The organism is [Empedobacter] haloabium, from assembly GCA_008011715.2.
GTDB lineage: Bacteria > Pseudomonadota > Gammaproteobacteria > Burkholderiales > Burkholderiaceae_D > Rugamonas > Rugamonas haloabia.
On sequence record CP136508.1, the window covers coordinates 1,933,079 to 1,952,703 of the forward strand.

The following is a 19,625-nucleotide window of genomic DNA, read 5'->3' on the forward strand; positions in this document are numbered from 1 at the left end:
AGGAGAGAGCAATGAGCCAACCGATCGACCGCAAGCGCCGCGCCGTGTTCAAGGGACTGTCCACCCTGGCGCTGGCGCCACTCGTCACGCCGCAAGCGGGTCATGCCGCCGACATCCGTGACAAGGGCCAGCCCAACATCCTGTTCATCCTGGCCGACGACCTGGGTTACGCCGACCTGTCGGTGTACGGCAACCGCGACTTCAAGACGCCCAACCTCGATCGCCTGGCGGCGCAGGGTGCGCGTTTCACGCAGGCGTATTCGAATTCCGCGGTCTGCTCGGCCACCCGCTTCGGCCTGATCACGGGGCGCTACCAGTACCGCCTGCGCGGCGGCCTGGAAGAGCCGATCGCGGGCGCCTCCGATACCATCGGCCTGCCGCCCGACCATCCGACCCTGCCGTCGCTGCTGAAGGCAGCCGGCTACCGCACCGCGCTGTTCGGCAAGTGGCACCTGGGATCGCTGCCGAACTTCGGTCCCCTGAAGAGCGGCTACAACACCTTCTACGGCAACTACGGCGGCGGCATCGACTACTTCACGCACAAGGCCGGCTCGGGGCCGAACGCACGGGGCGACCTGTACGAAGGCGAGGTGGCGGTCGAGGAGTTGGGCTATTACACCGACCTGCTGGGCGACAAGGCGGCCGCTTACATCCGCAAGCAAAGGAAAGGCCAGCCATTCCTGCTGTCGCTGCATTACACGGCGCCGCACTGGCCGTGGGAAGGCCCGCAGGACGAGGAGGTGTCGCGCCAGATCGACAACATCTTCCACTACGACGGCGGCAACCTGGCGACCTACGCCAAGATGGTGACGGCGCTGGATGCCTCGATCGGCCGCGTGCTGAAGGCGCTCGAGCAGCAGGGCCTGGCCGAGAACACCATCGTCGTCTTCAGCAGCGACAACGGCGGCGAGCGCTTCTCGCAGACCTGGCCGTTCACGGGCCAGAAGACGGAGCTGCTGGAAGGCGGCATCCGCGTACCGGCCATCGTGCGCTGGCCCGCGCGCATCAAGCCGAACCAGGTCAGCTCGCAAGTCGCGATCAGCATGGACTGGCTGCCGACCCTGCTGGCGGCGGCCGGCACCGCGCCTGCCGCCTCGCACCCCAGCGACGGCATCAACCTGCTGCCGGTGCTGGCCGGCGGCGCCGCGCCTGTCGAGCGCACGCTGTTCTGGCGCTACAAGGCCAACGCGCAGAAGGCGGTGCGCTCGGGCGACTGGAAATACCTGAAGCTGAACGAGAACGAGTTCCTGTTCAACCTCGCGCAGGACCAGCGCGAGCGGGCCAACCTGGCCGCGAAGCACCCGGACAAGCTGGCCGAGCTGAAAGGGCAGTGGGAAGCCTGGAATGCCGGCATGCTGCCGATCACGCCGGACGTGCGCACGCATGGCGTGTCCGGCAAGGTGCAGGCCGACCGCTACGGCCCGCAACTGGACTGACGGCTCCTGTAGCGCCGAGGCCGTGTCCCACCGCGGGGTCAGTCACCGAAATGGGACACGGCTTCGTCAGTTCGCGGCCGTGCCGCTTCCCGCCGCCTGCGCGCGCGGCGCCAGGGCGCTGTAGCGCAGCGGCAGCCAGTCGTACCCGCCGCCCTGCGCGCGCACGTAGCCGATACCGGGGAAACCGATGTGGGCGGCGGCCACCAGGTAGCCACGCGCGGCGGCGTCGGCAAACACCGCCCGGCGCCGCGCCGCCGCCGCGCGGCTGTCGACGTCGAAGCGTATCGTCACGCCCGGCTCCGGGAACTGCACGTCTTCGGCATGCAGCAGGTCGCCCCAGAAGCGCAGCTCCTGGCCGGCGCTCTTGAGCACATAGATCGTGTGGCCGGGCGTGTGCCCGGTCGCGGGAGCGGCGGACAGCCCGGGCAGCAGTTCCGTGGCCCCGTCGAACGGCTTGACCCGGCCGGCCGCGAGGTAGGGCGCGAACTGCGCCGCCGCTTCGTCGAAATTGCGCTGCTGGCCGGGCGCCGCCGTTGCCTTGTTGGCCGGGTTCAGCCAGAACCCGGCATCGCGGCGGTGGACGTGGATGGTCGCGTTGGGGAACAGCATGCGGCCCGCTTGCGCCAGTCCTCCCGAGTGGTCGCCGTGGATATGCGTGAGCAGCACGGCGTCGATGTCGTCGGCGCGATAGCCGGCCGCGCGGATGCTGTCCTGCAGACGGCCGGCGCCCGCCCCGAACAGCGCCCCGGCGCCTGTGTCCACCAGCACCAGGTGCGTGCCCGTATTGACGAGGAAGGCGTTGATCGAGGTCTCGACCCGCGTGCCCAGATGGCTGCGCGCCAGCCGGGCGGCGACGCGCACCGGCGTCGTCCGCGTGAGCAACTGGTCCAGCGGAATCGTCACCGTGCCGTCGGACAGCGCCGTCACTTCGGCGTCGCCCACCATGGCGCGGTACCAGCCGGGGGCCTGCGCGCGCTGCTGCGGCGCGGCCGCCTGCGCGGCCGGCAGCAAGGCCGGGCCGCCCGCCAGCAGCAGGGCGGCCAGGATCGTGGGAAGTGTCTTCATGTGGGTCTCCAATTGCGCAGGTGCCCGATGCACCCGATCGACGCGGATGATGAGGTCCGCCGCCTTATCGATCAAATCGATTGTTATAATTTTCGATATCGAAAGCGATGATGGAGAGAGCGTGATCAACGAACGTCAATTGCGCCATGTGGACCTGAACCTGCTGGTGACGTTCCTCGTGTTGATGCGTGAGCGCAGCGTGTCGCGCGCCGCGGCCTGCCTGTTCATCGGCCAGCCCGCGGCCAGCGCGGCGCTGGCGCGGCTGCGCGAACAGTTCGGCGACGAGCTGCTGGTGCGCACCGCGGCGGGCATGGTGCCGACGCAGCGCGCACTGGCGCTGGAGGCCGCGCTGTCACCATTGGTCGCGCAGATGCAGGCGAGCTTGTTCGCCGCGAGCGGCTTCGATCCGGCCAGCGCGCAACATACGTTCACCCTGGGCATGCCGGACTGGGTCGAGATCTGGCTGCTGCCACGCCTGTTCGAGCGCGTGCGCACGCAGGCGCCGGGCATCCGCCTGGCCATCAAGGCCAGCGACCCGTTTTCGTTTACACGCATGCTGGAAGAGGATGCCATCGACGTCGCCGTCGGGCCGGCCGTGCAGGGGCCGCGCTGGCAGAAGACACGCGCGCTGCGTACCCTGGCGTTCCGCTGCCTGTACGATCGCCGCCGTACGGGTATCGCAGGCAAGCTGACGCTGGCCCGCTACCTGGCCCAGCCGCACGTGCTGGTCAGCTACCGCGCCGTGTTCGACAGCGCCGCCGACGCGCTGCTGGCGGAGCAGGGCCTGCGCCGCGAGGTACTGCTGACGACGCCGCGCTTTGCCACACTGCCTGGCATCCTGCGCGGCAGCCGCGCCATCGCGACGGTGCCGGAAGTGCTGGCCGAACGGTGGGCTGACACCACGCTGGCCGCGGCGCCGGTGCCGTTCGCGCTGCCCGGTTTCGTGGCCATGGCCGCGTGGCATGCGCGGCGCGACAGCGATCCGGCGCTGGCTTGGCTGCTGGACCAGATCGAGGCGGCGGCGCAGGCGGAGCCCGGCGGGCGCGACTGAACGCGCGCCCGGTAGTAATGTCGGGCTCGTGTCCCACCGCGGTGACTGACACCGCGGTGGGACACGAGCTCGTCAGGCGCTCAGGCGCGGCACCAAGGCGCGGCTCGCGCTCGCTGCCGGCGCGCCGCCCGCCACCGTAAATACCTTGACGACATCGGCCAGCCGCGTCGCCTGTTCCTGCATGGCGCTGGCGGCGGCCGAGGCCTGTTCGACCAGGGCGGCGTTCTGCTGCGTCACGTTGTCCATCTGCGTGATCGCCGCGTTGACCTGCTCGATGCCGGCACGTTGTTCCTCGCTGGCGCTGGAGATGTCGGCGATGATCGTACCGACGTCGCGGATGCTGCTGACCACCTGCTGCATCGTCGCGCCGGCCTGGTCGACCAGCGCCGTGCCGGCGTTGACCTTTTCGACCGAGTCGCCGATCAGTTCCTTGATCTCGCGGGCGGCGGCAGCGGCGCGCTGCGCCAGGTTGCGCACCTCGCCCGCCACGACGGCGAAGCCGCGGCCTTGTTCGCCGGCGCGCGCCGCTTCCACGGCGGCGTTCAACGCCAGGATATTGGTCTGAAAGGCGATGCCGTCGATGACCGTGATGATGTCGACGATGCGCTGCGCCGACGCGTTGATCTGCGCCATCGTCTGCACCACCTGGCCGACCACGGCGCCGCCCTGGGCCGCCACTTCGGTCGCGGCGCCCGCCATCTGGCTGGCCGTGCGGGCGTTATCGGCGTTCTGCTTGACGGTGGACGTCAGCTCCTCCATCGACGACGCGGTTTCCTCCAGCGCGCCGGCCTGCTGCTCGGTGCGGGCCGACAGGTCCAGGTTGCCGGTGGCGATCTCGCGCGAGGCAGTGGCGATCGTGTCGGTGCCTTCGCGTACTTGCGTGACGATGGCGGCCAGGCCGGCGTTCATGTCGCGCAGGGCGGCCATCAGGGCGCCCGTTTCGTCCTTCGAGCTGGCGTCGATGCGCGCCGTCAGGTCGCCGCCGGCGACGCGTTGCGCCAGGCTGACCGCCGCGCCCAGCGGGCGGGTAATGTTCTGCGACAGGATCCATGCCATCACGGCGGCGATCGCGGCGGCGAGCAGGCCACCGCCGATCAGCACCGTGGACGACTGCGATTGCAGCGCAGCCGCCTGGGCGGCACGCTCCTTCAACAGCGCCTCCTCGGTGCCGCCGATATCGGCCAGCAGGGCGCGCATCGCGTCCATCGCCGTCTTGCCCTTGCCCTGCTGTTCCAGCGCGACGACGCTGTCGATGGCTGCCGTGCCCGCGATGACGGCGCGGCGCTGCGCCAGGGCCGGCTCGATGGCGTCGCGCAGCCACTGCTGCTGCGCCTGCTCCAGCTTGGTCAGGCGCTCCTGCTGGGCAGGATTGTCCGAAGTCAGGCTGCGCGCGGCCGCCAGGTGCTCGGTGAACGTACGGCGGCCGTTGTTCAGCGGCTCCAGCGAAGCGTCGTTACCCGTCAGGGAAAAGCCGCGCTGGCCCGTCTCGATATTGACCAGGCTTTCCAGCATCGCCTTGGCCTGCGCCATGACCTGGTAGGTATGGATATTCATGTCGTTGGCCATGCCCAATGCCGCAAAATTGCGGTAGGCGATCACCACCATGATCAGCAATACAATAATTACCGCCGCGAAGCCGGCATATAAACGGGTACCGATCTTCAGATCAGCCAATTTCATTCCTGTCTCCTGAGGGTGATATTCGATGGGCGGCCCGACGATTGAACGGCCGCCCTCTTGAAGATTAACGTAGATCAGCCGGCGTTTCGTTTATTCCACAGCGGGAACAGCGCGTTTCAAAGGCACGGTGTCGTATCCTTGCAAATATGTTGTATCAATGTCGAGACATTAATGCACGCCAATACCACTTGAGCGCATGCGCAAAGCGGTATTCACCATTTAACAAAATGTCCTGTTTTAAACAGGCGCAATGCCCGTGAGATTGCGCCGCCATTAGCGCGGCGGCTGATGCAAAGCTGCAACTGGTATTAATTAGATTGAAATTATTAAAACCACTTGACTACCAGTTGCCGGGGCGCCATCGTATGGCGCCGTCCAACGCAGGCGGCTCACCCATCGGAGACATCATGCAAAAACTGACGATCGTCGCGCCCTCGCTGGCGCTGTTGCTGGCCGCCTGTGGAGGCGGCGGCACGGAAACCCCCACGCCCGGCGCGCGTACCCTGGCTGGCGCCACGGTCGCCAGCTGCGCCGCCTGGAGCAGCGCCCAGGTCTATACGGCCGGCATGTGCGCCACCTACCAGGGCAAGCAGTACGAGGCCAAGTGGTGGAACCAGGGCAGCGCGCCGACGTCCGATCCCTACGGCCCATGGAAGTACGTCGGCGATGCGACCGGCACGCCGCCCGATCCCGACCCCACCACGCCGCCGCAGCCGGGCGGTGTGCCGACCAAGGCGCAGGCCGAGGCGCGTGAGGTACAGCTGACGGACAACGACTTCTTCAGGAAAGTGAAAGCCTCGGTGCGCACGCTCGACAACGCCGCCGTCGAAGCGGTGGTGCCGGGCCGCGCTGCCAATCCGGCCAATGTGCGCCGGGTCGAGCGGCTGCTGCCGGCCGCGAAGTGGGACTTCTATTTCCCCGCGCGCGAAGCCAGCTATACGTACACGCGCTTCCTGCAATCGGTGGCCAAGTTCCCGGCCGTGTGCGACGACTACACGGACGGCCGCAACGCGGATGCCATCTGCCGGCATTCGCTGGCGACGATGTTCGCTCACTTCGCCCAGGAGACCGGTGACCACAATGCCAGCATCCCGCTGCCGCAGTGGCGCCAGGGGCTGAAGTACCTGCGCGAGATGGGCTGCGACGAGAACGGCACCAATTGCGGCTACAACGCCGAGTGCGCCGACCCCGTGTTCAACCAGGTCTGGACCTGCGGGAAGAACGCCGACGGCAGCTACAAGAAATACTTCGGGCGCGGCGCCAAGCAGCTGTCGTACAACTATAACTACGGTCCGTTCTCGCAGGTGATGTACGACGGCGACCAGTCGGTGCTGCTGAAAAATCCCGACCTGGTGGCATCCACCTGGCTGAACCTGGCCTCGGCCACCTTCTTCTTCGTGTTCCCGCAGCCGCCGAAACCGTCGATGCTGCACGTGATCGACGGCACCTGGGTGCCGAATTCGGCCGACATCACGGCCGGCGCCGGCAACAACTTCGCCACCACGATCATGATCATCAACGCCGAATGCGGCACCGGCACGGAAAAGGCGGCGGCGCAGAATCGCATCGACTACTACAAGCAATTCGCCGCGGACCTGGGCTGGAACACGGCCGGCGAGCAGCTCTCGTGCGCCACCATGCAGCGCTTCGGCCCGGCCAGCTCCGCCGCCTACCCGATCTACTGGGAGAAGAACTGGAACAGCGGCGGCGATTACCAGTGCCAGCTGGTCAGCTACCAGACGCCGTACAGCGCGCTGGTCAAGGGCAACTACGTCAAGTGCGTGGAGAAGAACTGGGGCGTGGCGCTGAAGTAAGGGGCAGTCCCATGAGCGTCAGGCCTTGAACGGGTTGCGCTCGTTCAGCTCGTCCATATAGGCCTCGATGCCGCCGCTCTCGCGCGCCAGGAAGCGCTCGATGGCGTCGGCAAAGGCCGGATGGGCGAGCCAGTGCGCCGACCAGGTGCGCGTGGGCAGGAAGCCGCGTGCCATCTTGTGTTCGCCCTGGGCACCGCCCTCGAACGTGCCGATGCCGCGCTCGATGCAGAACTCCAGCGGCTGGTAGTAGGCCGTCTCGAAATGCAGGCAGGGCACGTGCTCGATGGCGCCCCAGTAGCGGCCGTACAGGGTGTCGGCCGTGTGCACCAGCAGGGAGGCGGCGATGGGGCGGCCGGCGCGCTCGGCGAACACCAGCAGGATATTCTCCGGCATCGTGGCGCCGATGCGCTGGAAGAAGTCCAGGTTCAGGTAGGGCGAGGAGTGGTGCTCGGCATAGGTGTTCTTGTAGCAGCGGTGGAAGAAGCGCCAGTCGGCGTCGGTGGCCTCGACGGCCGGCACGCGCCGCAGCGTCACGCCTGCCTCGGCTACCTTGCGCCGCTCGGCGCGGATGTTCTTGCGCTTCTTCTGTTCCAGGGTGGCGAGGAAGGCGTCGAAGTGCTCGTAGCCCTGGTTCAGCCAGTGGAACTGCACGTTCGAACGCAGCATGAAGCCGGCCGCCTCCAGCTGCGCCGCCTGCTGCTCGGGCGGATACAGCACGTGGGTCGACGACAGGCCGGTGGCGCGCTGCAGCTGGCACAGCGCGTCGACCAGGGCCGCACGCGCCGCGTCATCGCGCGCCAGCAGGCGCGGGCCCGTGACGGGCGTGAACGGAATGGCGGATAGCAGCTTCGGGTAGTACTCGACGCCGTTGCGGTGGTAGGCGTCGGCCCAGGCCCAGTCGAATACGTACTCACCGTACGAATGCGACTTGGCGTACAGCGGCATGGCGGCCGCCAACTCGTCGCCGTCCCACAGCGCCAGGTAGTGCGGCTGCCAGCCCGTCTTCGCGCTGGCGCTGCCCGATTCATGCAGCGCGTGCAGGAACGCATAGGACAGGAAGGGATTCGGATCGGTGCCGGGCGCCTGGCGCGCCAGCAGCGCGGTCCAGGCGTCCGCGCCCGCATCGTGAAGGGAGGAGAGCACGCCGGTTTGGTAGGTCATCGAGCCATTGTACGCAAATTCGGCAACGCGCGTGGGCTGCTACAATCGGCGCCTTTCGTTATCACAAACCTATCATGACCAAGCTTGCCGCCGCCGCGCTGGCGCTGCTGGGCGCTTTGGGGCTCACCTCCTGCACACGCTCCACGCCCGCCCAGTTCTACCTCGTCGACATCAATTCCGACCACCAGGGCCAGTTGCACACGACCGGCGCGGCGGCCCAGCCGGGCGGCAAGCTGCCGCTGGTGTTCTTCGATGACGTCGCCGGCACCTGCTGCTTCGTGCCGGGCGCCCCCGTCAAGGGCGACGACGCGGCCGCGCGCGCGCTGACCCGGGAGGGCGAGGAGAGCCATGCCTGGAACGGCCGCTACCAGCCGGCAAAGAAGCGCAAGGACGACGAATGGGGTGGCATCGCCTTCGGCTTCGCCACGATGCAGGCGGCGCGCCGCATCGATGCGCGCACCCACGAGGTGACGTTCGGCGACGGCGCGCCGCCCGTCTACGTGCGCAGCTGCACGACGGGCGAGGGCATGCGCATCGAGCTGCTGCACGGCGCCAAGGACGCCAAGCCGTACGCCGACTATTACTACTCGCTGGGCATCGACATGGAGCCGGACTGCCCGGACATGCAGGCGGAATAAGCAGCCTGGGGCGCGCCGCGCCGTCGGCGGCAGCGGTGCCGGATGGTCAATGTTAAAATCTTCGCCATTCACGTCGAACTAGCTCGTCTCCCATGCCGCAACCATTCCACAACCTGTATTCCCACGACTTCGTCCGCGTGGCAGTGGCCGTGCCGCGCTGCCGCGTGGCCGACCCGCTCTACAACGCCGAGCAGACGATCCTGCTGGCCGAGCAGGCCGCCGCCAAGGGCGCGCTGCTGGTGGCGTTTCCCGAGCTGGGCCTGTCCGCCTACACCTGCGACGACCTGTTCCACCAGCGTGCACTGCTGGACAGCGCCAAGGCCGCGCTGGCCAAGGTGGTGGAAGCGTCGATCCGCATCCCGGCCGCGCTGGTCGTCGGCCTGCCTTTGATGGTGGATCACCGGCTGTTCAACTGCGCCGTGGTGGTCGCGGGCGGGCGCGTGCAGGGCGCCGTGCCGAAGATCTACCTGCCGAACTACAACGAGTTCTACGAGGCGCGCCAGTTCAGCAGCGCCGACGACGCCATCTCGAGCGAGATCGAGCTGCTGGGCCAGCGCGTGCCCTTTGGCGCCAACCAGCTGTTCCAGGTGGCGAACCTGCCGTTGATGAAGTTCCATGTGGAGACCTGCGAGGACCTGTGGGTGCCGGTTCCGCCGTCGTCGTACGCGGCATTGGCCGGCGCGACGGTGCTGGTCAACCTGTCGGCGTCGAACATCGTGGTGGGCAAGTCGGACTATCGCCACCAGCTGGTGGGTCAGCAGTCGGGCCGCTGCATGGCGGCCTACCTGTACTCGTCGGCGGGGCGGGGCGAATCCTCCACCGACCTGGCCTGGGACGGCCAAGCCCTGATCTACGAGAACGGCGAGTTGCTGGCGGAAGCGGAGCGCTTCCAGGACGAGTCGCACATCATCTACGGCGACGTGGACCTGGAGCGGCTGTCGCGCGACCGCATGCGCACCAATACCTTCGGCCAGTCGATGCGGCGCCACGCCGGGCAGGTCGCCGGCTTCCGCACTGTCAGCTTCGCGCTGGAGCTGCCCCTGCGCGACGTGCTGCCGCTGCAGCGCAACGTGGCGCGCTACCCGTACGTGCCGGCCAATCCGCAGCTGCGCGACAAGCGCTGCATGGAGGTCTACAACATCCAGGTGCAGGCGCTGGTGCAGCGGCTGTCCGCCAGCGGCATGCAAAAGGTGGTCATCGGCATCTCCGGCGGCCTCGATTCGACCCATGCGCTGCTGGTGTGCGCCAAGGCGCTCGATCGCCTCAACCTGCCGCGCACGAACATCCTGGCCTACACGATGCCGGGCTTCGCCACCAGCACGCGCACCCTGGAGCAGGCGCGCCGGCTGATGGCCTTCGTCGGCTGCACGGCTGCGGAGATCGACATCCGCCCCAGCTGCATCCAGATGCTGCAGGACATCGGCCACCCTTACGCGGAAGGGAAAGAGGAATACGACGTCACGTTCGAGAACGTGCAGGCGGGCGAGCGCACCAGCCACCTGTTCCGGCTGGCGAACCACCACAACGGCATCGTGATCGGCACCGGCGACCTGTCCGAGCTGGCGCTGGGCTGGTGCACGTACGGGGTGGGCGACCATATGTCGCACTACAACGTCAACGCCAGCGTGCCGAAGACACTGATCTCGCACCTGGTGCGCTGGGTGGCCGAGAGCCACCAGTTCGGCGACGAGGACTCGCAGGTGTTGCTGGACGTGGTCAACACCGAGATCAGCCCGGAACTGGTGCCGGGCAAGGCCAACGACGACAAGGCACCGGCGCAAAGCACGCAAAGCGTCATCGGCCCCTACGAGCTGCAGGACTTCAACCTGTACTACACGCTGCGTTTCGGTTTCGCGCCAACCAAGATCGCGTTCCTCGCGCACCACGCGTGGAAGGACCGCACGGCTGGCGCGTGGCCGGAAGAAGAACACGTGGCGCGCAACGAATACGCGCTGAAGGACATCAAGCACAACCTCGGCATCTTCCTGCGCCGCTTCTTCCAGACCAGCCAGTTCAAGCGCACCTGCGTGCCGAACGCACCGAAGGTCGGCTCGGGCGGTTCGCTGTCGCCGCGCGGCGACTGGCGCGCGCCGAGCGACTCGGAGGCCGTGGTCTGGCTGGACAACCTGAAGACGGTGCCGGACGCCTGAACACCCATTATCGATAAGGAGAATGCCATGAAACAGATTACCGCCGTGATCAAGCCCTTCAAGCTCGACGAGGTACGCGAGGCACTGGCCGAGGTCAACGTCACCGGCCTGACCGTCACGGAAGTGAAGGGCTTCGGCCGCCAGAAGGGCCACACGGAGCTGTACCGCGGCGCCGAATACGTCGTCGACTTTCTGCCGAAGGTGAAGGTGGAAGTGGTGGTGGACGATGGCGTGGCCGAGCAGGTGGTGGACGCCATCATCAAGGCCGCCCGCACCGGCAAGATCGGCGACGGCAAGATCTTCGTGCAGAACGTCGAGCAGGTGGTGCGCATCCGTACCGGCGAGACGGGGCCGGATGCCGTGTAACCTGGTGCGGTCCGTGACTGCCGCCGAAGACCGGGGTCAGACCCGTCGGGTCTGACTCCAGCCCTCTGGATTGCCGTCCAGGCGAGGGCTCAAGAGGGCCGGCCGATGCGCATGTCGAATTTCCACGTCAAGAGGCGCAGCATCGAGATCGTCGCGGCGCTGAGCCACAGGGCGAAGTCGTTCGGAATGTCCACGTGCTGCAGCGTGATGTACATCCAGCAGCCGGCGAACGCGCAGATCGCGTAGGGTTTGCCGTCGCGGAACACCATCGGCACCTCGTTGCAGACGATGTCGCGCAGCACGCCGCCGAAGATCCCCGTGATCACGCCCATCATCGCCGCGATGAATACGGGCATGCCCGCCGCCTGCGCCTGCGACACGCCGGCCACGGCGAACAGCCCCAGGCCGACGGCATCGGCCACGACGATCAGCCGCTCCGACACGATATGGCGCAGGTGCTTCATGAACGGTGCCACCGTCAGGGCCAGCACGAACAAGAGAATCGTGTATTCCTGGTGCTCGACCCAGAACAGCGGGCGCTTGTCGAGCAGGATGTCGCGCAGGGTGCCGCCGCCGAACGCCGCGATGAAGGCGACGATGATGACGCCGACGATGTCCATGCGCTTGCGCCGCGCCTCGACGAACCCGGAAAACGCCCCGACCATGATGGCCACCACTTCGATGACGGTGACGAGGGAGACGTGGGGAACGATTTTCATGCGGCGCGCGGTAAGTGGGTAGTTCCCACAGGTTAACATGTGCTGCGCCGCGCGCAAAGGGGAACTATTGCCTGAAAAATGGGGTCTGTCCCCAATTTCCTTACACCCAAAAGCAGAGGCCAGGGTCAGACCCGTTGGGTCCGGCCCCAGACTTCGGTCCTGGGGGGAGTCGGCTTCTAGCGTTCCGGCCGCAGCGCCGCGCGCAGCAGCACGATCAGGGCGCCTTCGCCGCCCTCGGACGCACGCGCCTGGCTGAAGGCGATCACGCCGTCGGTCTGCACCAGCCAGCTGTGCACCATCGATTTCAGCACCGGCTCCTGGCCTTTCGAGCCGAAGCCGCGGCCGTGGATGACGCAGACGCAGCGGTGGCCGCGCCGGTTCGAGCGCATCAGGAAGGCGCCGATGGCGTTGCGCGCCTCGTCGCGGCGCAGGCCGTGCAGGTCCAGCTCGTCCTGCACGGGCCAGTAGCCCTTGCGCAGCCGCTTCATCACGTCGTTGCCGACCCCGGGCGCCAGGTAGTTCAGCGCCGGGTCTTCCTCCATGTAATGGTCGACCTCGAACAGGTCGGACAGCATGGCCTCGCGCAGCACGGCCGCGTCGTCGTCCTTCTGCTCGGCGGCCGTCAGCTTGCGCTTCGGTGCCGCCGCGGCGGCGATCGGCTTGGGCGCCTGCGGCACGTAGCGGTTCGACTCGGGGAGCTTCTTCACGCCGCCCAGGCTGCCACGGAACACGTTGGCCTCGGCCTGTTGTTCCTTTTCGCGCCGGATGCGTTCGGCCTCGGCGGCCGCGCGCGCCTCGCTGTCTTCCTTCAGCTGCTTGCCGAGCCCCTTCAGGTCCGCAAAGCTTTTCAGTCCCGCCATCGTGCCTCCAGCTGCTTTTACTCTTGCGCTTCCAGGTAGCGCTGGGCGTCCAGCGCGGCCATGCAGCCCGTGCCGGCGCTGGTGATGGCCTGGCGGTAGACGTGGTCCTGCACGTCGCCGGCGGCGAACACGCCCGGAATCGAGGTGGCCGTGGCCATGCCTTCGGTGCCGGCGCGCGTCTTCAGGTAGCCGTTGTGCATTTCCAGCTGGCCTTCGAAGATGCCCGTGTTCGGCTTGTGGCCGATCGCCACGAACAGGCCGTGCACCGAGATCGTCGACAGCTCGCCGTCGTTCGACTTCAGGGTCAGGCCCGTCACGCCGCTGGTGTCGCCATTGACTTCGTGCAGGTTGTTGTTCAGCTTCAGCTCGATCTTGCCTTCGGCGACCTTCGTCATCAGGCGGTCCACCAGGATCGGCTCGGCGCGGAACTTGTCGCGGCGGTGGATCAGCGTGACCTTGCTGGCGATGTTCGACAGGTACAGCGCTTCCTCGACGGCGGTATTGCCGCCGCCGATCACGGCCACTTCCTGGCCGCGGTAGAAGAAGCCGTCGCAGGTGGCGCAGGCGGACACGCCGCGGCCCATGAATTCCTCTTCCGACGGCAGGCCCAGGTACTGCGCCGACGCACCGGTGGCGATGATCAGCGCGTCGCAGGTGTATTCGCCGGCGTCGCCGATCAGGCGGAACGGTTTTTCCGACAGCTTGGTCGTGTGAATGTGGTCGAACACGATCTCGGTATTGAAGCGTTCCGCGTGCTGCAGCAGGCGCTGCATCAGCTCCGGACCTTGCACGCCCAGCGGGTCGCCCGGCCAGTTCTCGACGTCCGTCGTGGTCATCAGCTGGCCGCCCTGTTCGACGCCCGTGATCAGCATCGGCTTCAGGTTGGCGCGCGCGGCATAGACGGCGGCACTGTAGCCGGCTGGGCCGGAGCCAAGAATCAATACGCGGGCGTGTTTGGTAGTGGTCATGGAGCTTGTTCTCGCGAAATGGGATACGACGGATATTGGGGCATTGCTGTGGGGCACAAGAGCGCACGGCGGCGCGGGCTGGGCGTTCACGGCAGGCAAAACGGGATTATAAGTGAATGCCGCGTCGCCCGTCCTGCCACCGTTCCGGAGGCGTTATTGCCGGTTTTACATCCGGAGCGCACATGTTTAACAGCCGAGGACGCAAGATGAGCCGAATCCAGCGCAAAAAGCGCGCAATTGCCGCGAACAGAAAGGCCGGCCGCCCCGTGGATGCCTTAGAATATGCGCAATAGAAATAATCACCTGCGCGCAATACCCGAAGCAACACAACATGAGCAAAACGAGTCAATCGACTGGCAACAGTTACACGCGCACGGCCACCGAACGCCAGCCGCTGCCTAACCGGCTGGTGCGGCTGCTGTCCGAGGCGCGCTGGTTCGCGCTGGCGGCGCTCTGCCTGTATTTCATCCTGATCATGGCGAGCTATCACAAGGTCGATCCGGGCTGGTCGCATGCCAGCCTGGTGCCGAAGGTATCGAACCTGGGCGGCCGCGCGGGGGCGTGGATCTCCGACCTGATGCTGTACATCTTCGGCTTCTCGGCCTGGTGGTGGTGCCTGTACCTGGTGCGCTACGTGTGGCGCGGCTACCGCCGCCTGACCCGCACCTTCCTGCTGGAGCAACCGGCGGACGAGGATCCGGAGCACAGCCATGAAGGCATGATCCGCCTGATCGGCTTCGTGCTGCTGCTGATCGGCAGCATGGGCCTGGAATACCTGCGCATGCGCTCCCTGCACGTGGAGCTGCCGCGCACGCCCGGCGGCGTGCTGGGCCAGTTGTTGGGCAACGCCGCCCAGGTCGGCCTGGGTTCCACCGGCGGCACCTTGATGCTGCTGCTGTTGTTCGGCATCGGCTTCTCGCTGTTCTTCCATGTGTCGTGGATGGCCGTGGCCGAGCGCATCGGCGAGGCGATCGAGCTGTCGATCGAGTGGGTCATCCTGCGCTACCAGGATCGCGAGGACCGCCGCCAAGGGATGGCCGCCACCGTCAAGCGCGAGGAGGTCGTCGTCAAGGAGCGCGAGAAGCATGTCGAGCGGCATCCGGAACTGCTGCAGAAGCTGGCCGCCAAGGCTGTCAAGGCCGTCAAGGGCGAGGACAAGGGCAACGGCAAGATCGAGCCCGTGGGCGAGCCGATGACCGCCGCGCCCACGCCGGCGCCGATCATTCGCGTCGAGCCGCCGATGGTGTCGATCCCGCGCTCGGAGCGTGCGGAGAAGGAAAAGCAGGCGCCATTGTTCGGCGAGCTGGAAAACACCGATATGCCGCCGCTGGCGCTGCTGGACGAGGCGCCGCTGGCGCAGGAGACCGTGGCCGTCGAGACGCTGGAATTCACCAGCCGCCTGATCGAGAAGAAGCTGTCCGACTTCGGCGTCGAGGCCAAGGTCGTCGCGGCGTATCCCGGTCCCGTCGTTACGCGCTACGAGATCGAGCCGGCGACGGGCGTGAAAGGCAGCCAGATCGTCAACCTGGCGCGCGACCTGGCCCGCTCGCTGTCGCTGACGTCGATCCGCGTCGTCGAGACCATCCCCGGCAAGAACTACATGGCGCTGGAGCTGCCGAACGCCAAGCGCCAGATCGTGCGCCTGTCCGAAATCGTCGGCTCCAAGGTGTACGCCGACAATGCCTCGGCGCTGACCGTCGCGCTGGGCAAGGACATTGCCGGCAAGCCTGTCGTGGCCGACCTGGCCAAGATGCCGCACCTGCTGGTGGCCGGCACCACCGGCTCGGGTAAATCGGTCGGCATCAACGCGACGATCCTGTCGCTGTTGTACAAGTCCGACCCGCAGGACGTGCGCATGATCCTGATCGACCCGAAGATGCTGGAGATGTCCGTCTACGAGGGCATTCCGCACCTGCTGGCGCCCGTCGTCACGGACATGCGCCAGGCCGGCCATGCGTTGAACTGGGCCGTCAACGAGATGGAGCGGCGCTACAAGCTGATGTCCAAGCTGGGCGTGCGTAACCTGGCCGGCTACAACGCCAAGATCGCCGAGGCGGCCAAGCGCGAGGAGCACATCCCGAATCCGTTCTCGATCACGCCCGATTCGCCGGAGCCGCTGGAGAAGCTGCCGACCATCGTCATCATCATCGACGAACTGGCCGACCTGATGATGGTCGTCGGTAAGAAGGTCGAGGAACTGATCGCCAGGATCGCACAAAAAGCGCGCGCAGCAGGCCTGCACTTGATTCTGGCCACGCAGCGCCCATCTGTGGACGTGATCACGGGGCTGATCAAGGCCAATATCCCGACGCGCATCGCGTTCCAGGTGTCCTCGAAGATCGACTCGCGCACGATCCTGGACCAGATGGGCGCGGAAACGCTGCTGGGCATGGGCGACATGCTGTACATGCCGCCCGGGACCGGCCTGCCGATCCGCGTGCACGGCGCGTTCGTGTCGGACGACGAGGTGCACCGCGTCGTGGCCCACCTGAAGCTGCAGGGCGAGCCGAACTACATCGACGGCATCCTCGAGGGCGGCACGCTGGAGGATGGCAGCGGTGGCGGCGAGGGTGCCGCGGCGGGCGAGGGCGGCGGCGAGGCCGACCCGATGTACGACCAGGCCGTGCAGGTGGTGCTGAAGAACCGCCGGGCGTCGATCTCGCTGGTGCAGCGCCACCTGCGCATCGGCTACAACCGCGCGGCGCGCCTCTTGGAACAAATGGAACAGAGCGGCGTGGTCTCGGCCATGCAATCGAACGGCAACCGGGACATCCTCGTCCCGGCCGCCTCCGCGGAATAAGGAAAACAGGATGCATCGTATTAGCTTTGCCATCGCGGCCACCATGCTGTGCGCCGCCAACGTCCACGCCAGCGCGCTGGAGCAGTTCAAGACCTTCGTCGGCTCGACCAAGGCCGCGCGCGGCGAATTCACCCAGACGCTGACCAAGAACGTCGACGGCGCCAAGAAAACCTCGGCGCCGTCCACCGGCACCTTCGTGTTCGCCCGCCCCGGCAAGTTCATCTGGCAGTACCAGAAGCCGTACGAGCAGCTGCTGCAGGCCGACGGCGAGCAGCTCTACATCTACGACAAGGACCTGAACCAGGTCACCGTGAAGAAGCTGGGCGACGCGCTGGGCTCGTCGCCAGCCGCGATCCTGTTCGGCAGCAACGACCTGGAGAAGAACTTCACCCTGGCCGAAGCCGGCACGCGCGACGGCCTGGAATGGCTCAAAGCGACGCCGAAAGCCAAGGACACCAGCTTCGAGCAGATCACGATCGGCCTGAAGAACGGCCAGCCGGAAGCGATGGAGCTGCGCGACAACTTCGGCCAGACCTCCGTGCTGGCGTTCAAGAAGTTCGAGAAGAACCCGGCATTGAGCGCCACGTCGTTCAAGTTCGCGATGCCGAAGGGCGCGGACGTCGTCAACCAGTAAGCCCGGGAAGGTAAGCCGCCCTATGGCCGACTTGTTCTCCGCCGAACCGCGCCAGCCGCTGGCCGAGGCCCTGCGCCCGAAAACGCTGGACGAAGTGATCGGCCAGGGCCACCTGCTGGGCGAGGGCAAGCCGCTGCGCCTGGCCTTCCAGTCCGGCACGCCCCACTCGATGATCCTGTGGGGCCCGCCCGGCGTCGGCAAGACCACCCTGGCACGCTTGACCGCCAACGCCTTCGATGCCGCGTTCATCGCGCTCTCGGCCGTGTTCGCGGGCGTCAAGGACATCCGCGCCGCGATGGAACAGGCGCAGCAGAACCTGGACCAGTACGGCCGCCACACGATCCTGTTCGTCGACGAGATCCACCGCTTCAACAAGGCGCAGCAGGACGCGCTGCTGCCGTTCGTCGAATCGGGTCTCGTCACCTTCATCGGCGCCACCACGGAAAATCCCAGCTTCGAGGTCAACTCCGCATTGCTGTCGCGCGCCCAGGTCTATGTGCTCAAATCCCTGACGGACGCCGAGATGCGCCAGTTGCTGGCCAAGGCGCAGAAGGCCGTGCTGTCGCATTTGCAGTTCGACGAAGTCGCCATCGACACGCTGGTCGGCTTCGCCGACGGCGACGCACGCCGCTTCCTGAACCTGCTGGAGCAGGCCGACACGGCCGCCCGCTCTTCCGGCACGACGAAGATCGACGCCAGGTTCGTCGAAAACGCGATGACCCTGAACGCGCGCCGCTTCGACAAGGGCGGCGACAATTTCTACGACCAGATCTCGGCGCTGCACAAGTCGGTGCGCGGCTCGCACCCGGACGCCGCGCTGTACTGGTTCTGCCGCATGATCGACGGCGGCGCCGACCCGCGCTACCTGGCCCGCCGCATCATCCGCATGGCGTGGGAGGACATCGGCCTGGCGGACCCGCGCGCGCTGACCATGGTCAACGACGCCGCCGAGACCTACGAGCGCCTCGGTTCGCCCGAGGGCGAGCTGGCGCTGGGCCAGGCCGTCGTCTATCTTGCCATCGCACCGAAAAGCAATGCCGGCTACAACGCCTTCAATGCCGCGATGGCGCACGTCAAGAAGGACAAATCGCGCGAGGTGCCGGTTCACTTGCGCAACGCGCCCACCAAGCTGATGAAGGAGCTGGGCTATGGGCACGAATACCGTTACGCGCACGACGAGCCCAACGCCTATGCTGCCGGCGAGACCTACCTGCCCGATGGCATGCCCGAGCCGCGCTGGTACCGGCCGGTACCGCGTGGGATGGAGGCCAAGATTGCGGATAAGCTGGCTTGGTTGCGGGAGTTGGATCGGGCGGCTGGGGAGGACTAGTTCATTCCTCCGCGGCCGTGGACGGCGAATCGCGCGGCCTTGTGCCCAGCTGTCGCCTCAGCGCTCGCGCCCCCTTGGCGCAGGCCAGCCAGCGGTGCAGCTCGGCAATCAGATACACCAGCAGTACGGACAGTATGCCCAACATCCAGCGCTGTTCCTGGATCGACGTGCGGATGAAGGGGGCGTTCTCGGGTGCCCCGAACGCCTGGCAGATCGCTGCAGCGTCTTCGGAAGAGAAGCCGCCCGTGTCCGGCGGAAGCGACGCCGGCTTGCACGCGTCGAGCCGGAATCCCTTGCTGTCGGACATCGGTTTGGCATAGTTCGTGTCGAGTGTCAGCCAGGTTCCCGTGGCCGTGATCCGCAGGAAGGCGCGATCGACCGTTAGGGCGACGAGCACGGCCACGAGCGACCAGACAGCTAGCGCATACCCCAGACTGGCACAGACCATGCCGAACAGCCGCGGCAGCCGATCCTGCGGGCGTAGCTGCATGGCATCGAGATCGAAGTGCGGGCCGGCCGCGGCAATCCTGTTCAGCATTTCACTGTCCGCACGGAACAAGGACGCCAGCCGCCGGGCTTGTTGAACATTACGAATCTGTATGCCGGTCGTGAAGCGGAATTGATGAATGGCGGTCTGTTCATCCAAAAAGTCTCCGATCGCCGGTACTTTGCAGTCGGCTTTGCCGTGGAAAAATCGCCATAGCCTGGTCAACAGGATGTGGCTGGAGCCCGTGCGACGCCAAATGACGAGCGCCGTGAGGGCGAGCGCCAGCACGGGCAGGCCGATGCCCCAGCTGGCCAGGTAGCCGAAGATGCCGGCTATCGTTGATTGAGAATCCATGCGTGCCTTTCGAGTCGATGTTGGCGGTATGAGCATCAGATCCGTTAGCTCGTCGATGGTTCCCGGTGCGTCCACGGTGTTATAGTCCTTTTGATATCAATCAAACGAAAGG

The 19,625-nt window shown here is 66.6% G+C and carries 16 protein-coding genes; 9 read left to right on the forward strand and 7 right to left on the reverse strand.

Annotated features, from left to right (window positions below; translation table 11 throughout):
- Positions 1-11 precede the first annotated feature (11 nt).
- Positions 12-1,436, forward strand: a complete 1,425-nt coding sequence (locus E7V67_008445; protein WUR15120.1) for a sulfatase-like hydrolase/transferase — start codon at positions 12-14, stop codon at positions 1,434-1,436.
- 66 nt (positions 1,437-1,502) lie between these two features.
- On the opposite strand, the gene E7V67_008450 is transcribed toward E7V67_008445, so the two are convergent.
- Positions 1,503-2,501, reverse strand: a complete 999-nt coding sequence (locus tag E7V67_008450; protein WUR15121.1) for an MBL fold metallo-hydrolase — start codon at positions 2,499-2,501, stop codon at positions 1,503-1,505.
- Between the two features lie 121 nt (positions 2,502-2,622).
- Here E7V67_008450 and E7V67_008455 point away from each other — a divergent pair, with 121 nt between their 5' ends.
- The gene (locus E7V67_008455; protein WUR15122.1) at positions 2,623-3,552 is read left to right on the forward strand and encodes a LysR family transcriptional regulator; all 930 of its coding nucleotides are present in this window, start codon (positions 2,623-2,625) and stop codon (positions 3,550-3,552) included.
- A 72-nt stretch (positions 3,553-3,624) separates the two neighbouring features.
- Here the strand turns inward: E7V67_008455 and E7V67_008460 are convergent, their stop codons facing one another.
- Positions 3,625-5,232: a methyl-accepting chemotaxis protein gene (locus E7V67_008460; GenBank protein ID WUR15123.1), complete on the reverse strand. Its 1,608-nt coding sequence runs from the start codon at positions 5,230-5,232 to the stop codon at positions 3,625-3,627.
- Between the two features lie 407 nt (positions 5,233-5,639).
- Between E7V67_008460 and E7V67_008465 the strand changes: the two genes are divergently transcribed.
- Entirely contained in the window at positions 5,640-7,046 is a 1,407-nt protein-coding gene (locus E7V67_008465) for a glycoside hydrolase family 19 protein (protein WUR15124.1), read from the forward strand.
- Positions 7,047-7,064: 18 nt separating this feature from the next.
- Here the strand turns inward: E7V67_008465 and E7V67_008470 are convergent, their stop codons facing one another.
- Positions 7,065-8,207: a GNAT family N-acetyltransferase gene (locus E7V67_008470; protein WUR15125.1), complete on the reverse strand. Its 1,143-nt coding sequence runs from the start codon at positions 8,205-8,207 to the stop codon at positions 7,065-7,067.
- Between the two features lie 74 nt (positions 8,208-8,281).
- Between E7V67_008470 and E7V67_008475 the strand changes: the two genes are divergently transcribed.
- The 3 genes from E7V67_008475 (at position 8,282) to E7V67_008485 (ending at position 11,361) form a co-directional block, all read left to right on the forward strand.
- Positions 8,282-8,845 (forward strand): hypothetical protein, encoded by a 564-nt coding sequence (locus E7V67_008475; GenBank protein WUR15126.1) that lies wholly within the window; start codon positions 8,282-8,284, stop codon positions 8,843-8,845.
- A gap of 92 nt (positions 8,846-8,937) precedes the next feature.
- Positions 8,938-10,995 carry an NAD(+) synthase gene (locus E7V67_008480; GenBank protein ID WUR15127.1) on the forward strand — a complete coding sequence of 686 codons (2,058 nt, stop codon included), beginning with the start codon at positions 8,938-8,940 and terminating at the stop codon, positions 10,993-10,995.
- 27 nt (positions 10,996-11,022) lie between these two features.
- Positions 11,023-11,361 carry a P-II family nitrogen regulator gene (locus tag E7V67_008485; protein WUR15128.1) on the forward strand — a complete coding sequence of 113 codons (339 nt, stop codon included), beginning with the start codon at positions 11,023-11,025 and terminating at the stop codon, positions 11,359-11,361.
- An 89-nt stretch (positions 11,362-11,450) separates the two neighbouring features.
- On the opposite strand, the gene E7V67_008490 is transcribed toward E7V67_008485, so the two are convergent.
- The 3 genes from E7V67_008490 to trxB all read right to left on the reverse strand — a co-directional run bounded on the left by E7V67_008490 (position 11,451) and on the right by trxB (position 13,908).
- A complete protein-coding gene (locus E7V67_008490) occupies positions 11,451-12,080 on the reverse strand; it encodes a trimeric intracellular cation channel family protein (GenBank protein WUR15129.1) in 630 nt (209 codons plus the stop codon).
- Positions 12,081-12,256: 176 nt separating this feature from the next.
- Positions 12,257-12,940 carry a Smr/MutS family protein gene (locus E7V67_008495; protein ID WUR15130.1) on the reverse strand — a complete coding sequence of 228 codons (684 nt, stop codon included), beginning with the start codon at positions 12,938-12,940 and terminating at the stop codon, positions 12,257-12,259.
- Between the two features lie 17 nt (positions 12,941-12,957).
- On the reverse strand, positions 12,958-13,908 hold the full coding sequence (gene trxB / locus E7V67_008500; GenBank protein ID WUR15131.1) for a thioredoxin-disulfide reductase: 951 nt from the start codon (positions 13,906-13,908) through the stop codon (positions 12,958-12,960).
- 331 nt (positions 13,909-14,239) lie between these two features.
- On the opposite strand from trxB, the gene E7V67_008505 reads away from it, so the two are divergent.
- From E7V67_008505 to E7V67_008515, 3 genes are read left to right on the forward strand one after another with little or no spacing between them, the layout of a single operon-like run.
- Positions 14,240-16,708, forward strand: coding sequence for a DNA translocase FtsK 4TM domain-containing protein (locus E7V67_008505; GenBank protein ID WUR15132.1), 2,469 nt, complete (start codon positions 14,240-14,242; stop codon positions 16,706-16,708).
- 10 nt (positions 16,709-16,718) lie between these two features.
- Positions 16,719-17,342 (forward strand): outer membrane lipoprotein chaperone LolA, encoded by a 624-nt coding sequence (gene lolA / locus E7V67_008510; protein ID WUR15133.1) that lies wholly within the window; start codon positions 16,719-16,721, stop codon positions 17,340-17,342.
- 22 nt (positions 17,343-17,364) lie between these two features.
- A complete protein-coding gene (locus E7V67_008515) occupies positions 17,365-18,672 on the forward strand; it encodes a replication-associated recombination protein A (GenBank protein WUR15134.1) in 1,308 nt (435 codons plus the stop codon).
- 1 nt (position 18,673) lies between these two features.
- Here the strand turns inward: E7V67_008515 and E7V67_008520 are convergent, their stop codons facing one another.
- Positions 18,674-19,513 (reverse strand): DUF6216 family protein, encoded by an 840-nt coding sequence (locus E7V67_008520; protein WUR15135.1) that lies wholly within the window; start codon positions 19,511-19,513, stop codon positions 18,674-18,676.
- Between the last annotated feature and the right edge of the window lie 112 nt (positions 19,514-19,625).

Coding starts and splice junctions, on each gene's coding strand:
- E7V67_008490 (WUR15129.1), bottom strand. CDS start 12,080: ATGAAAATCGTTCCCCACGTCTCCCTCGTCACCGTCATCGAAGTGGTG.
- E7V67_008515 (WUR15134.1), top strand. CDS start 17,365: ATGGCCGACTTGTTCTCCGCCGAACCGCGCCAGCCGCTGGCCGAGGCC.
- E7V67_008445 (WUR15120.1), top strand. CDS start 12: ATGAGCCAACCGATCGACCGCAAGCGCCGCGCCGTGTTCAAGGGACTG.
- lolA (WUR15133.1), top strand. CDS start 16,719: ATGCATCGTATTAGCTTTGCCATCGCGGCCACCATGCTGTGCGCCGCC.
- trxB (WUR15131.1), bottom strand. CDS start 13,908: ATGACCACTACCAAACACGCCCGCGTATTGATTCTTGGCTCCGGCCCA.
- E7V67_008475 (WUR15126.1), top strand. CDS start 8,282: ATGACCAAGCTTGCCGCCGCCGCGCTGGCGCTGCTGGGCGCTTTGGGG.
- E7V67_008505 (WUR15132.1), top strand. CDS start 14,240: ATGAGCAAAACGAGTCAATCGACTGGCAACAGTTACACGCGCACGGCC.
- E7V67_008450 (WUR15121.1), bottom strand. CDS start 2,501: ATGAAGACACTTCCCACGATCCTGGCCGCCCTGCTGCTGGCGGGCGGC.
- E7V67_008460 (WUR15123.1), bottom strand. CDS start 5,232: ATGAAATTGGCTGATCTGAAGATCGGTACCCGTTTATATGCCGGCTTC.
- E7V67_008470 (WUR15125.1), bottom strand. CDS start 8,207: ATGACCTACCAAACCGGCGTGCTCTCCTCCCTTCACGATGCGGGCGCG.
- E7V67_008480 (WUR15127.1), top strand. CDS start 8,938: ATGCCGCAACCATTCCACAACCTGTATTCCCACGACTTCGTCCGCGTG.
- E7V67_008520 (WUR15135.1), bottom strand. CDS start 19,513: ATGGATTCTCAATCAACGATAGCCGGCATCTTCGGCTACCTGGCCAGC.
- E7V67_008495 (WUR15130.1), bottom strand. CDS start 12,940: ATGGCGGGACTGAAAAGCTTTGCGGACCTGAAGGGGCTCGGCAAGCAG.
- E7V67_008465 (WUR15124.1), top strand. CDS start 5,640: ATGCAAAAACTGACGATCGTCGCGCCCTCGCTGGCGCTGTTGCTGGCC.
- E7V67_008485 (WUR15128.1), top strand. CDS start 11,023: ATGAAACAGATTACCGCCGTGATCAAGCCCTTCAAGCTCGACGAGGTA.